Source organism: Mycobacterium sp. AZCC_0083 (assembly GCF_014202335.1).
In the GTDB taxonomy this organism is placed as follows: domain Bacteria; phylum Actinomycetota; class Actinomycetes; order Mycobacteriales; family Mycobacteriaceae; genus Mycobacterium.
This window is the reverse complement of sequence record NZ_JACHGP010000001.1, coordinates 613,228-626,085: the sequence shown is the minus strand read 5'-3', so window position 1 is coordinate 626,085 and position 12,858 is coordinate 613,228. Positions and strand designations below refer to the sequence as shown.

Annotated in this window: 13 protein-coding genes; 4 read left to right on the top strand and 9 right to left on the bottom strand. The window is 66.4% G+C overall.

Going from position 1 to position 12,858, the window contains the following annotated elements:
• Window positions 1-5: 5 nt before the first annotated feature.
• The 4 genes from HNP02_RS03015 to HNP02_RS03000 form a co-directional block, all read right to left on the bottom strand.
• A complete protein-coding gene (locus HNP02_RS03015) occupies window positions 6-617 on the bottom strand; it encodes a cysteine hydrolase (RefSeq protein ID WP_184434479.1) in 612 nt (203 codons plus the stop codon).
• A gap of 188 nt (window positions 618-805) precedes the next feature.
• Complete coding sequence (locus tag HNP02_RS03010; RefSeq protein WP_221317161.1) at window positions 806-1,918, bottom strand: cytochrome P450; 1,113 nt, start codon at window positions 1,916-1,918, stop codon at window positions 806-808.
• A 59-nt stretch (window positions 1,919-1,977) separates the two neighbouring features.
• Window positions 1,978-2,775, bottom strand: coding sequence for an SDR family oxidoreductase (locus HNP02_RS03005; protein ID WP_184434472.1), 798 nt, complete (start codon window positions 2,773-2,775; stop codon window positions 1,978-1,980).
• Between the two features lie 12 nt (window positions 2,776-2,787).
• A complete protein-coding gene (locus HNP02_RS03000; RefSeq protein WP_184434469.1) occupies window positions 2,788-3,615 on the bottom strand; it encodes a mycofactocin-coupled SDR family oxidoreductase in 828 nt (275 codons plus the stop codon).
• 168 nt (window positions 3,616-3,783) lie between these two features.
• Here HNP02_RS03000 and HNP02_RS02995 point away from each other — a divergent pair, with 168 nt between their 5' ends.
• Window positions 3,784-4,611, top strand: coding sequence for an enoyl-CoA hydratase/isomerase family protein (locus HNP02_RS02995; protein WP_184434466.1), 828 nt, complete (start codon window positions 3,784-3,786; stop codon window positions 4,609-4,611).
• Window positions 4,612-4,652: 41 nt separating this feature from the next.
• Here HNP02_RS02995 and HNP02_RS02990 read toward each other — a convergent pair whose 3' ends face one another.
• The 5 genes from HNP02_RS02990 to HNP02_RS02970 form a co-directional block, all read right to left on the bottom strand.
• Window positions 4,653-5,504, bottom strand: a complete 852-nt coding sequence (locus HNP02_RS02990) for an acyl-CoA thioesterase II (RefSeq protein WP_184434462.1) — start codon at window positions 5,502-5,504, stop codon at window positions 4,653-4,655.
• 124 nt (window positions 5,505-5,628) lie between these two features.
• Window positions 5,629-6,408 (bottom strand): SDR family oxidoreductase, encoded by a 780-nt coding sequence (locus HNP02_RS02985; RefSeq protein WP_184434459.1) that lies wholly within the window; start codon window positions 6,406-6,408, stop codon window positions 5,629-5,631.
• A gap of 10 nt (window positions 6,409-6,418) precedes the next feature.
• Window positions 6,419-7,510 (bottom strand): acyl-CoA dehydrogenase family protein, encoded by a 1,092-nt coding sequence (locus tag HNP02_RS02980; protein WP_184434456.1) that lies wholly within the window; start codon window positions 7,508-7,510, stop codon window positions 6,419-6,421.
• Window positions 7,507-8,655 (bottom strand): acyl-CoA dehydrogenase family protein, encoded by a 1,149-nt coding sequence (locus tag HNP02_RS02975; RefSeq protein WP_184434453.1) that lies wholly within the window; start codon window positions 8,653-8,655, stop codon window positions 7,507-7,509. Before HNP02_RS02975 ends, HNP02_RS02980 begins: the two co-directional genes overlap by 4 nt.
• The gene (locus HNP02_RS02970) at window positions 8,652-9,524 is read right to left on the bottom strand and encodes an SDR family oxidoreductase (protein ID WP_375373627.1); all 873 of its coding nucleotides are present in this window, start codon (window positions 9,522-9,524) and stop codon (window positions 8,652-8,654) included. The genes HNP02_RS02975 and HNP02_RS02970 overlap by 4 nt, the downstream gene beginning before the upstream one ends.
• Before the next feature lie 104 nt (window positions 9,525-9,628).
• On the opposite strand from HNP02_RS02970, the gene HNP02_RS02965 reads away from it, so the two are divergent.
• Genes HNP02_RS02965 through HNP02_RS02955 form a run of 3 tightly spaced genes read left to right on the top strand, consistent with a single transcriptional unit; the run spans window position 9,629 to window position 12,856 of the window.
• Entirely contained in the window at window positions 9,629-10,846 is a 1,218-nt protein-coding gene (locus HNP02_RS02965) for a Zn-ribbon domain-containing OB-fold protein (protein ID WP_184434447.1), read from the top strand.
• On the top strand, window positions 10,843-12,003 hold the full coding sequence (locus HNP02_RS02960; protein ID WP_184434436.1) for a thiolase family protein: 1,161 nt from the start codon (window positions 10,843-10,845) through the stop codon (window positions 12,001-12,003). Before HNP02_RS02965 ends, HNP02_RS02960 begins: the two co-directional genes overlap by 4 nt.
• A 13-nt stretch (window positions 12,004-12,016) precedes the next feature.
• Window positions 12,017-12,856, top strand: coding sequence for an enoyl-CoA hydratase/isomerase family protein (locus tag HNP02_RS02955; RefSeq protein WP_184434433.1), 840 nt, complete (start codon window positions 12,017-12,019; stop codon window positions 12,854-12,856).
• The last annotated feature ends 2 nt before the right edge of the window (window positions 12,857-12,858 follow it).

The window sequence follows — 12,858 nt, the reverse complement described above, 5'->3', positions numbered from 1 at the left end:
GCGAACTACGCAGTGGCGGTGTCCCATTCGCTGATCAGTTGGTCGACGGTGGCCAGCCTGCCGAGCACGGCAATGGTGTTGTTGAGCACTTGTTCGGCGTACTCGGCAGGAGTGCCGCCGACGGCGTCGCGGGGAACGACGAGCTCGAAGCCGGCCTGGGTGGTGTGCCCTGCGGTATGGGTGATGGCCAGGTTCAGCGATACCCCGGCGAGGACGACGGTACTCACGCCGAAGCCCTTGAGTACCGGCAGCAACTCCGAATCCAGGGTGGGGAACAGCCCGTGATGGCGCGGCAGCACGATGTCGCCCGGCCCGAGCAGCTGGGGAACGACGGCAGTCGCGGCGACCCCCGGCGCCCAGTGGGCGGTGGCCGGTCCCAAAGCGCGCCACAGCCGTGCCGTTCCCGTCGGTCGGCCACCGAGGCTTCCCTCGTAGGTGGCGTGCACCACCCGCGCGCCGAACTTGCGCGCGGCATCGAGCAGTCGACGCACATTGCCCACCAGATCGGCACTGTCGGTGGCCAACGCGGGCAACACCGATTCCGGCCCGAGGACGCCGTTCTGGCATTCCACGCAGACAATGGCCGTTGTGTCGGGGTTCCAGGGAGTCTGTGCCATCCTCGTATAGTAGGTCAATTTTTGACATAGATGCCGAAAATATTGGGTATTCGGCTATGACGTAACGAAATTGGCCTCAGGGCACTAACCAGGCCATGGGTTACACCATGCAGATCCGCCAGCCAATCGGCAGACGGTCGACCCGGCCGACTGGCTACGAAACAGGTACCCGCCGTCGGCTTGGCAGCTCACCCCAGCTTCAACGGCAGCCGCTCCAACGCGAAGGTTTGTGCGGGGAAGATGATGTGCGGCTCGTCACCGGCAGCCACCGAGAACTCGGGGATGCGCTTCAGCCACTCGTCGAGGACGAGGGTGAGCTCCATGCGGGCCAGGTGCGACCCTAGGCAGCGGTGCGGCCCACCGCCGAAGCCCCAGTGCCGGTGCACCTTTCCGTCCATGACCACGTCGTTGGTGGAGATCTCGTCGCTGTCGTCACGGTTGATCGCGGCGATGCAGAGTCGCACCTGCGTGTCGGCGGGCAGGGTGATGTCCCCGATCGTGACCTCCGCGGTGGTGACCCGGGGCAGCATCGGGGCGGGCGGCTCCAACCGGACGATCTCCTCGACGAACACGCTCATCTGGTCGGGATCCTCGCGCAGCGTGGTGCGCAGCTCCGGATTGCGGGCGAGTTCCAAGAGCGCCGAGGTCATCGCCGCTGTGACCGTGTCCAGCCCGGCCAGCACGAACAGAAAGCTCAGCCCCATCACCTCGGCGTCGTCGAGGGCATCGTCTCCGGTGAGCACCTGGGACAGGATGTCCGGTCCTGGGTTGGCCCGTCGTTCGTTGACGGCTTCGGTGAGGTAGGTGAGCAATTCCATTGCGGGAGTGAGGTCGACGCCCTCCAGCGACGGTGATTCCGCAAGCGCGATCACCGAGTCCTTCCACGCGACGAGCCGGTCGCGATCCTCAAGCGGCAGCCCGAACAGCGTCAGGAAGACCTGTGAGGGATAGGGAATCGCGATGTCGGCCACGACCTCGCACTCGCCCCGCTCGGCGATCTCGTCGACGATGTCGATCGCCTGTTTCTGAAGCGACGGCAACATCTCCTTCAAGGTGTGCGGGCTGAAGAAGGGCTGCAGGATCTTGCGGAACCGGGTGTGCTCGGGTGGATCGAACGAGATGGGCACCAGCGGGATGGGGGCGCCAAGCACGTCGAAGGCCTTCTTCGACGAGAACAACTCGGGATTGCGCAGCGCGGCGAGTACGTCCTCGCGGTGGGATAGGTAGTACCAGCCGTCGATGAACACCACCCGGCCGGCATCGCGAACGGTCTTCCACCCGACGCCACGGTCCGCCGCCATCGGCAGGCTCGCGAAGGAGAGTTTGGGTGCACCAAGGGTTTCCACGTGTTCTCCTAGGGTTAGAACGCCGACCTGTGTAGGCCGCCGTCGACTTCGATCCAGCCACCGGTGAGGTATCCGGCAGGTTCTGAGCACAGATAGGTGATCAGCGAGGCGATTTCGTTCGGCTGTCCCATGCGTGCCGCTGGTACGTGCGCCTCGGTCAACATGAACTCGCTGCGCTCCTTCTCGGAGCCGGTGCCGAGATGGTTGCGCAGGTAGTCCAGGGCGTTCTGCGTTTCGATCCATCCGGGAGCGACGGTGTTGACGGTGATGCCGTAGCGGGCGTACTCGTCGGAGACGGTCTTGAGCAGACCGATCGTCGACGGACGGCTGGTATTGGCCACTGCGTGGTGGATGTTGCCTGCCGGCTCCTTGGCGGTGGCCGACCCGATGTGCACGAAGCGGCCCCAGCCCGCCTCCTTCATCGCAGGCAGCACCGCCTGCAGAAGCAGGATCTGGCTCATCGTGTGCAGTTCGAAGGACTCGCGGTAGACGTTCACGTCGGTGATGTCGGCGAAGTCCCCTGGCCGCTGGTACTTGGCCTGGCCGATGACGATGAGCGGTGGTCCGTGCTCGGCGGCCACCTGGCGCACGGCGTCGTTTAGCTGCTCGGGGTCGCTGACGTCTGCGGTGGCGCCGATCGCCGTGCCACCCTCGCCGCGGATCGTCTCGACGGCGGCGTCGACGCCGGTCTTGGTCCGGGCCAGCACGCACACCCGGGCTCCCTCACCGGCAAGCTGTTTGGCGACCTCGAAGCCGATACCCTTGCTGCCGCCGACGATCAGGGCCGACCGGTCCGCTATTCCGTATTGCATCGGGTGCGGTCGCTAGCGCTTGACGTCCATCCCGGCGTCCACCTTCAACAAGCTTCCGGTGAACGTGCGGCCTGCGTCGCTGATCAGGAACAGGATCGCATTGCTGACATCGCGTGGCTCGATCATCGGGAAGTCCGGCAGCGCGGTCGACATCGCGTTGACCAGATGCGGGTTCTCCTCGATCACCTTGAACAGCGCAGGGTTCTCGGTGATCATCGGTGTCGCGCAATTGGTCGGCGCCACGGCGTTGACACGAATGCGGTCGTTGGCGAGCATGAGTGCGTACGCGCGCACCAGGCCGGTGATCGCGAGTTTCGACGTCAGGTAGGCATCGGTGCCGCCGCGGCCATCGGTGAGATCAAGGAGCGCGATCATGGAGCTGGTCGCGATCAGGTTGCCGCCCTTGCCGCGCTCCTTGATGTGTGGAATCGCGACCTGGAAGGTGTTCCACACCCCGATGAGCATGATGTCGAGCCCGAGGCGCAGAGCTTCGGAGGCGTCCCGCTCGTCAGCGTTGGTCAAGACCACACCGGCATTGGCGATGACGGTGTCGATGTGGCCGAACTTCTTGACACCCGCGTCGAAAGCCTGCTGCAGGGCCGCTTTGTCGCGGACGTCAGCCTTGCTGAAAAGCATTTCCTGCCCGGTCTTCTCGACGTGGCGAGCGGTCTCCTCGAGATCCTCGAAAGTACCCAGCTTGTAGGGCACGATCTCGAGGTCTTCACAGATGTCGACTCCGACGATGTTGGCACCTTGCTCGGCGCACATCACGGCGTGCGAGCGGCCCTGCCCGCGGGCGGCGCCGGTGATGAAGACGACCCGGTCGTCGAGTGAACCCATTCGTATTCCTCCAGTAGCTCGCTATCGGCCGCGCTGAGAAGGGCGGCGCGGGCACGCGGCAGTGACGTGTGCCACCCCGTGGATGCTACGCCGCGAGTTTGGAATCATACAACTATTTGGCTAATTTGATGGAGACAAGCCGGTCGACGCTATGGAAGGGATTCCCACATGTCCGATAGCCCCAATGGCGGTCCGCGCCCACCCGACGGCGATTGGCTGGGCACGCCCTTCCTGACGTTCAAACGCGAAGGCGCCTTCGCGATCTGCACCCTGGACCGTCCGAAGGCGCGCAACGCCATGACGCCCGCGATGTACTTCGGCATCCGGTACGCCATCAGCCGGGTCAACGCCGATCCCGATCTCGCGGGTCTGCTCATCACCGGCACGGGTGACGTCTTTGCCCCCGGTGGTGACCTCGGCCAGGCCGCAGAGGACAACTGGATGGACTTCGCCTCGACGATGGGCATGGACGTCACGCCGTTCGACATCCTGCGGCAGTCGCCGAAGCCGGTGGTCTCGGCGGTGAACGGCCTGTGTCAGGGTGGCGGCCTGCAGATCGCGATGTGCAGCGATCTCGCCGTGGTCAGCGACCGGGCGACGTTCCGCGTGCCCGAGTTGTTCCGCGGCATCGCCGACACGTACTACAGCCAGGTGCTGGCACGCATGATCGGACCGGTCCGCACCAAGGATCTGATGTTCACCGGCCGGACTCTGAACGCCGAGGAGGCCGTCGAGTGGGGCATGGTAGCCAGGGTGGTTCCGCACGACGACCTGATCGAAACAGCCAAAGAGCTTCTCGCGCAGTGCTGCCGGACAGCTCCTGGGGCGCGCGGCGTGATCAAGTCCAGCCTGGATGGCTACCTGGGATTGTTCGACCGGATCGGCATGCAGACGAGCCTGTTCGGACCCGAGGCACGCGAAGGGTTCCGGGCGTTCAAGCAGAAGAACTCCCCGGACTGGGTGCACCCCGAGCTTCAGGTCGAGGGCCGGCTGTAGCGCCGTCCATGGGCGGGCTGCGGAGCATTTGCTGGCGTCGCCTAGCTATGTTTGGGCGAGGGAAAGTAGACCTCCTGGGCGGCGGTGCACACCAAATCCCCGTTGCGGTTGTAGACCGTGCCCGTCGCCAACGCACGACCTGCGACCCCGGTGGGTGAGGCCTGCTCGTAGAAGAGCCAATTCGAGAAGTCGGCGGGCCGGTGGAACCACACCGTGTGATCGAGTAGCGCCGAGATGTCGTACTGCGACTTTCGCATCGGTCCGAGCGTGGCCTCCACCGGCGTGAGGGCGGTCTGAAGGGTCAGCACGCAGCTGTTCACGACGGGGTCGGCCGGAATGGCGCCCCTGGCCCGCAGCCAGATCCGGCTCAGCGGCCCCGCAGGCTCTTCTGAGTCCATGGCGATGCGCGGGGGCGGATCGACGTACCGGACGTCGAACGGGCGTTTGTCGAGCCACCAGCCGTCGAACTCCGCGGCGTAGGGGGCGAGTTGTTCTTCGATCGGAATCAACGATTCGGGTGCTGGCGCGTCGGGCATCGGGCGCTGGTAGGCGGTCGAGTCGACGGCGGCGGCGAACGAGGAGAGGCCCTCCATCAGTACCTCGCCGTCCTGGGTGGCCGCGACCCGACGGGACGTGAACGTGCCGCCGTCGTGTAGTCGGGTGACCTCGAACCGGACCGGCCTGCGTGCGTCGCCACGGCGCAGGAAGTAGACGTGCAAACTATGCGGGCGACGCCCCTGCGCGGTCCGACTGGCCGCCATCAACGCCTGCGCGGCGAGCTGGCCACCGACGATGTGGTGGTTGGGCGGATCGGGCTGGGTGCCCTCGAAGGTGTCGGGTCCCAGCACTGTCAGCTCGAACAACCTCAAGACGTCTGCGAGCGTCACCAGCATTCGACCCAATCTTGGTGTCTTGAACCGAAGTTCGTGTTCGGAAGCACGTTCGGGCCCCGCTTGGTGATCGGACCGACGGCCTGGCTGCCGGTAGCAGCCAGGCCGTCAAACTCGAGTGGTCCGATTACTTCGGGGTGAAGCGCTGCGCGCCGTCGAGGCGCATGACTTCACCGTTGACGTAGCCGTTGGTGAGCAGGAACGCTGCCGCATCGGCGTATTCGTCGGGGGTGCCCAGTCGCTTCGGGAACGGAATGTTGGCGGCGAACTTGGCGATCGCCTCTTCGCCGACCGACTCCATGATCGGCGTCTTCATGGTGCCCGGCGCGATGGTGTTCACCCGAATGCCCACCGAACTGAGGTCGCGGGCAGCCGCGATGGTCAACCCGATGACGCCGGCTTTCGCCGCGGCATAGGCCGTCTGCCCGATCTGGCCCTCGTAGCCGGCCACCGAGGCGGTCATCACGATGGCGCCCCGTTCCCCCCCGTCGCGCGGTTCCGCAGTCGCCACCGACGCCGCCACCAGGCGGGTCAGGTTGTACGTGCCGTTGAGGTACAGGTCGATGGTCTTCTTGAAGCCGCCCATGTCGGCCGGGCTGCCGTCGCGCTGCACGATCCGTTGTGCCACACCGAAACCGCCGTGTGCGACGACGGCGTAGCGCAACTGGCCGAGCTGGCTGGCCTGCTCGATGGCGCTAAGGACGCTGTCGTCACTCGTCACGTCGGTGCTGACGAACAGCGCCCGGCTGCCGAGCTCGTCGGCCAGCGCCTTGCCCTTGTCCGCCGCGAGATCGGCGATCACCACGCCCAGTCCGTCGGCATGCAGCCGACGCACCGTTGCCTCGCCAAGACCGCCTGCGCCGCCGCTGACAATCGCCGACGCGCCTTCGAATTGTTGTACCGTCACCGGTTCTCCTTCATCTCTTGTTTTCGACTTGGGTCAGATCGCCCGTCACCAGATCCCATGGATCCTCCGCAGCCAGGGCGAGGCGGCCCAGTCGGCGCGCGAAGTGGCTGGTGGTGCCGTAGTCGGAAACCCAGCTCTGGGCGCGCAGCGTGAACAACCACAGCGGATGCTCGCCGGTCACGCCGATCGCCCCGTGCAGTTGATGGGCAATGGTCGCAACTGGGCCGACGGCACGGCCGACCGTGATCTTGGCGACGGTGACGGCGTAGTCGGTGTGTGGTGAGTCGAAGCCGTGTTCGGCGGCCAGGGCGACCGCCAGTTCGACGGCGGCGCGGGCTCTTTCGATCTCGCCGGCCATTCCGGCCAGCGACTGCTGCACGGACTGGAACGCGCTGAGCGGGCGGCCGAACTGGACTCTCTGGCGGGTGTGCTCCACCGATAGCACCGCGGCAGCGTCAAGGGCGCCAACGATCTGTACGCAGCGTGCCCACGCGCCGCGGATCTGGAGTTCGGCAGCCAACGACGGGTTCACGGCGTGTAGCTGGTCGGCAGGCACGTCGAAGGCGATCGCATCGCGCGGTTCTCCGGCCAGGTTGTGGCCTTCGAGCAGCGTGCTCGACGACGCGTCGAGCACGCCGACTCGCAGGCCGCCGTTACCCTGAACCGCGAGCACCGTGGTGCACGCCCGTGCCCACGGAACGGCATGCGCAGTGCCACTGATTTGCGCGCCACCGGTCTCGGCGTCGGCGATGGCGACGGTAAGCGGCCCATCGGGTAGCTCGATGCCGGCTTGGCGCCCGAGCCAGCCTGCGAGGGCATCGGTTTCGGCCAAGGGCGCCGCCGCCGCGTGCCGGGCCAGCCCGTAGAGCACGACCGCGAGTTCGGACGGGCCTGCGTCCATGTCGGGGGTACTCGTCAATCGGGCCAGCCCGGTATCTTCGAGGTTGCGCCAGAGGTCGGCGTCGAACCGGTCGGGCACGCCGCGGCGTCCAAGGCTGGCTTCGTAAGAGCGTCGCCCGAGGTCATCGACGAGCTGGCGAAGGTCGGCGTCGTCATCCTGAATGCCCTTTGTGGCGAAGACTCCTCCGGCGAGTGCGGTCATCTCAACCCCATCCCACGTGCGACCACACCGCGAAGCACCTCGTTGGTGCCGCCGCGCAGGGTGAACATGGGCTTGTGCAGCCACGCAGTCGTCAGCATCGTCTCCAGTTCCGGATTCGGCGGCAATCCCTCCAGCAGATCGGCGATCAACTCGACGGACTCGGTCTCGAACGTGGTGCCGAGGTCCTTGACCAGCGCAGCTGGGTTCGCCGCGGCGCCGCCGTCGGTGAGTGTGCGCGCCACGGACAGCGACAGCTGCCGCAGCGAGATGAGCTGCGCCAGTAGGTGACCGACATCGGCGGCGGTGCGATCGTCTACCGTTGGCCCGGTTCCGAGTGCGCGGATCGCCGCGAGCAGCAGTGGGCCGGTGGACAGAATTCGTTCGGGCCCGCTGCGTTCGAACGACAACTCGGATGTCACCTGGTGCCAGCCGTTGCCGACCTCGCCGAGCACGTCGGCGTCGGGCACGAAGACCTGGTCGAGGATCACCTCATTGAAGTGGTGGGCACCCGACATCAGGAGGATCGGTTCGACGCGAACACCGTCGGCGTCGCAGGGCACGAGGAACTGGCTGAACCCGTCGTGTCGGTGCTGGGGATCCTGGGGGCTGGTGCGAGCCAGCACGACCACTTGATGCGCGTGGTGTGCTCCGCTGGTCCACACCTTGGTGCCGGAAAGCTGCCAGCCGCCGTCGGTGCGGACGGCTTTGGTCTGCACGGCGGCGAGATCGGATCCGGCACCGTGTTCGCTCATGCCGATCGACGAATAGAGCTTGCCCGCAACGATTTGCGGTAGCAACCGTTCGCGCTGTGCCTCGGTGCCATACGTCAGCAGGCTTGGCGCCACCTGTCGGTCGGCGGTCCAGTGCGCGGCCACCGGCGCGCCCGCGGCAATCAGTTCCTCGGTCACGACGTAACGGTGCAGGTGGCCCAGTTGGTGACCGCCGTATCGTTTGGGGATCGTCAGCCCGAGGAATCCAGCGGCACCAAGACGCGCCGAGAATCCTTCGTCCCACTGACCGAGCCACGCATCGACGGCGGGTGTCCAGCCGAATTCGGCGAGGTCGGACCGCAGGAAATCGCGGACGGCGAAGCGCAGTTTGACCAACTCCGGCTCACTGGCGCTCAACGCGTCGAACGAATTCACTGCACGACCCCCGGGACGGTGGGCAATGGTGCCGACGGAAGGTAGAAGTTGGGCGTCAGGTCCTCTTCGCGGACGGCCAACCGGTACTCCGACAGGTCGTCGTCGGTCCACCCTTCTTCGCGGAGGATCCCCTCGTCGGTGTAGAAGTGACCGGTACACGACGCCGCGGGCCTGGTGATCAGCGCGTGCACCGCGTCGGCCATGATCTGCGGACTGCGCGCCTGTGCGCGTATGGCCGCTTCGCCCATCGCGACCATCATTCCGGTGCTGGCGACGGTGGTGGCCGGCCACAGCGAGTTCACCGCGATCGGAATCGAGGCGAACTCGTCGGCCCAGCCCAGTGTGAGCAGGCTTTCGGCGTACTTTCCGATGGTGTGCCCGACGTGGGCGCCAACCCATCGGGGGTCGAGGCTCAGCGGGGGCGAGACGTTGACCACGTGCGCGTTGCTCGACCGGCGCAGATGCGGCAGGGCGGCCTGTACCACCGCGAACGGCCCCTCGACGTTGACCTCAAGCAGCTTGCGCAGGTTCTTCGGAGGCAATTGCGAGGTCGGCCTCAGGTCCAGTGCCCCGGCGTTGTTGATGACGACGTCGATGCCGTCGAACGCCTCGGCGACCGCTCCGATTGCCGAGGCGACCGCGGCGGCGTCGCGAACGTCGCAGGCCACCGGCAGCGCCCGCCCACCAGCGCGTTCCACGGCGGTCGCGGTCTCGGCCAGCGTGCCCGCGATCTTGGGGTTGGGTGTCTCGGTCTTGGCGAGTAGCCCCACGGCCGCGCCGTCGGCGGCGGCCCTGATGGCGATGGCGGCACCGATGCCGCGACTGGCGCCGGTGACCACGACGACGCGATCCTTCAGGGTTCTGCTCACGCTTCGTTGACCCTTCCGCCGTCGCTCGGCCGTACGCTGGAATGCTATAACTATATAGCTCATTAGTTGAGCGGCGTACCCGCCCATGACCAAAGCGAGGCTCCATGACTCAGGTCATCTCGATCGGCACCTACCTGCCGCCGTGGACCGTCCGTGATCGCCGGGTCAAGGGACCTGATGAGGACGCGCTGACGATGGCGGTCGCAGCAGGCCGAGCCGCGGACCCCGATGCGACTGCTCAACGCGTTGTCTTGGTGTCACGCGACTTCCCGCTGCTGGAAGGCGGCAACGGCGCGGTACTGCTCGCAGGGCTGTCGCTGCCCGCCGACGTCGCGGTCAGTGAGGTGCTTGGTGGGGCGCCCGCAGTGCTCGACCAGATTCTCGGTGCAACGGACGGAACCCTGGTGCTGGCCGCTGATGACTCGGTAACGGCGGCAGCGGCGGGTGCGGTGTTGGTCGGCGCCACGGGCACCAGCCTGGAAGCGGTGGCCCGGCAGACCCGCAGTCTGCCGACCACCGTGCGCGGCGAGGACGGCGTCCGGCACAACTACGGCGACCCGAGGTTGCAGCGTGAGATCGGCGTCAAGTCGACCGTCGCACGACTGGGGCTGACGAACACGCAATCCGTCGCTGCGGTCGTCGGGGTGAAGGCCAAGGAACTCGGCGGCGACCTCGAAACGTCGGCCGCGCTGGAGGATCCGAGCTCGTCGGCATCCGGTGTGATCCGGGCGCTGGCCGCACTGGTCGAGCGGAGCGCGACGAGTGGACTGCTGCTGGCCATCGAACAATCAAGCGTGACGGCAGCCGAGGTGACGGTATCGGAGCCGACCACGATCAGCCGCGACGAACCCGTATCGCGCGAACTGCCCAAGTTCCGCACCGCCGACGGCAACGGCATCCCGATCTCGTTGCCTGCCTATGCTCGCGCCTTCGAGCCGAAATTGCGTTGGGAGGCTGCGGTATTCGATGAGCGGCCAGGGATCGACACCGCGCCGCAGTTCCCGCCGCGTGCCCGGGTCGACGACGAGGGCAGCCTCGTCACCGATTATCGGTTGGAGCCGTTGCCGCGCACCGGAACCGTCTACACCCAGACCACCATTCAGATCCCGGTGCCGGACCTGCCCAGTCCGTACTCGATCGCCGTCGTTCAGCTCGACGGCAGCCCCGTGCGGGTGCTGATGAAGGTCACCGGCGTACCTGCGGGCGAGGCCATCATCGGGCAGGCCGGCTCGGTGGTGCTGCGCAAGGTCGCCGACCGCGCTGGCATCCCCGATTACGGATACGCGTTCTACCCCGCCACGGCGGAAGGAGCCCAAGCATGAGGAAGGTCGCCATGGTGGGGGCGGGGATGACCCCGTTCGCCGAGCACTTCGACCTCGGCATCAAGGACCTGATCCCGATGGCCTACGCCGAGTGCGTTGCGAACGTGGACAAGGGCATCAAAAAAGCGGACATCCAGGCCGCCTGGTTCGGCGAGCTGTCCACCACCGACGGGTTCCCGTCGGGCATCCTTGCCGACACCCTCGATCTCACCGACATCCCGGTCACTCGCATCGAAAATGCCTGCGCCACCGGCAATGACGCCATTCGCAACGGCACCATGGCCATCGCCTCCGGGTTCTACGACGTGGTGCTCGTGGTGGGCGCCGACAAGGTGCGCGAGACCGCGTCGAGCAGCACCTTCTGGGACTGGGCGGCGATGACGCGCGACAACGCCTGGGACTACCCGTTGGGTCTGGTCGCGCCTGCCAACTTCGCGCTGCACGTCAACCGCTACCTGCACGAGTCGCCCGCCACGAAGGAGCACATGGCGATGGTGGCGGTGAAGAATCACTTCCACGCGTTGACGAACCCGAAAGCTCAACTGCGCTACGAGATCACCGTCGAGCAGGCGCTAGCCGCCCCGATGGTGGTCGACCCGTTCGGGCTGTACGACTGCACCCCGCAGAGCGACGGTGCCGCCGCGGTCATCCTGGTTTCCGAGGACGTCGTCGACCGCTACACCGATCGTCCGGTCTGGGTACGTGGCGTCGGGCTTGGCATGGATCGGGTGATGCACCAACACAAGACCGACATGACGACGTTCCCGCCGACCGTGAAGGCGGCCAGGGCCGCGATGTCCATGGCAGGCGTAACGCCCCGGGACATCGACGTAGCCGAAGTGCACGACTGCTTCACGGGTGTCGAGCTGATCAGCTACGAGGACCTCGGCTTCGCCGAGCGCTTCGAGGCGTACAAGCTGGTCGAGGGCCGCGAGCACTACGTCGGTGGGTCGATCCCCATCAACCCGAGCGGGGGATTGAAGGCAAAGGGTCATCCGCCGGGTGCGACCGGTGTGGCGCAATGCTACGAATTGTTCAACCAACTTCGCGGCGAAGCCGAGAATCAGGTCGACGGGGCGCGGGTCGCCCTGGCGCACAACATCGGTGGCCCGACCGCGGTGTCCGCGGTGACGATCCTCTCGAGCGACAAGAACTGACAGGAGTTCCACCATGACCGCATCAGAGACACAATCTCCCCCCGTCGCTTCGCTCGCCCCCGACACCCTGCCCGGCTACGAGCAGTTCGCCCCGTGGCTGTTGGTCGAGAAGCGCGGCAACGTCCACGTCGTGAGCATCAACCGCCCCGAGGCCCTCAACGCCGTCACCGAGGAAGTGCACCACGCGTTCGCCACCATCTGGCGGGTACTCGACGCCGACGCCGATGTGCGCGCGGTCGTGACCACCGGTGTGGGCAAGGCGTTCTCGGCCGGCGGCGACATGGTGATGTTCGGGCGCCTGATCGAGGACGAGGTGGCTCGCACGTTCCAGATCCACGAAGCCCGCACAGTGTTCCTCGAGGTGATCAACTTCCCGAAACCGCTGGTGTCCGCTGTCAACGGCCCGGCCGTCGGCCTCGGCTGCTCGATTGCACTGCTTTCCGACCTCCTCGTGATGGGGGAGAACAGTTACCTGGCCGACCCGCACGTCGCCGTCGGCCTGACCGCGGGTGACGGTGGCGCGGCGATGCTGCCGTTGTTGATCGGCATGATGAAGGCCAAGGAGTACATCCTGCTCGGCGATCGGATCACCGCGCCGATCGCCGAGAAGCTGAACCTGGTCACCAAGGTGGTCAGCGACGATAGTGTGCTCGACGAGGCGCTTGCGCTTGGCGAGCGACTGGCCGCACTGCCGCCACAGGCCCTGCGTTCGTCGAAGGTGGCGCTCAACATGCACCTGGCCCGCGCCGCGCAGGGTGTGCTGGAGTATGCCCTAGCCGAGGAGTTGACATCGTTCTCCACCCCGGAGTTCAAGGAGCGGGTCGCGGCCTTCCGGTCACGCTCCAAGAAGTGACA